Source organism: Vibrio sp. 1249-1 (genome assembly GCF_033340495.1).
The window spans coordinates 1-549 of record NZ_JAWOWJ010001011.1 but is presented as its reverse complement, the minus strand read 5'-3'; the positions used below and the strand labels follow the sequence as shown (position 1 = coordinate 549).

1 protein-coding gene is annotated in these 549 nt (G+C 41.7%); it reads left to right on the top strand.

Annotation, left to right across the window (positions count from 1 at the left end):
- A partial coding sequence (locus tag R7Z50_RS30190; protein WP_411979544.1) for a nucleotidyltransferase domain-containing protein occupies positions 1–549 on the top strand: 549 nt, incomplete at both ends.

Genomic DNA, 549 nt, shown 5'->3' with positions numbered 1-549 from the left:
TGGCAGTCTTACTGCTTTGACTTCTCTGAGAACTTTGATGCCTTCTGGGCGGACTTTCCATTATCTCAACACACTTGGGTCAGAAAACTTTATAAAGTATTGAGCACAGATACAAGTGTATCTACAGCTCTACTTTACGGAAGTTTGGGCGCTAATCAGTTAACAAAGCGCTCCGATATCGATTTATTTATTCAGTCATCGATTTCGGTTCAGAGTTGGCATGAAAGACTCCTCAGATTGTTCGGTGCACAATTGGCTCATACCGATATTTTGGGGTCGAAAATCACTCTTAGAACACAAGAGCGTTTGCTTATAGAAATCGTTATAGGCCAATCGCTGTCTGACATTTCTCTTTATTATCGCGAGTCACAAATCTACAACGTTCACTTCACTATTTTAAAGGGTGAGCTTGGCCTTGCAGAACAATTAGACGCCGTTACCAAAACACATACAAGCGAGCGAAAGCAAGCCAAAGAGTTGGCCGCTCAGGTTTACTTTTTGTTTTGCTCCTTACCGAACCTTATCACTAACAACGACAGTTACAAGTAC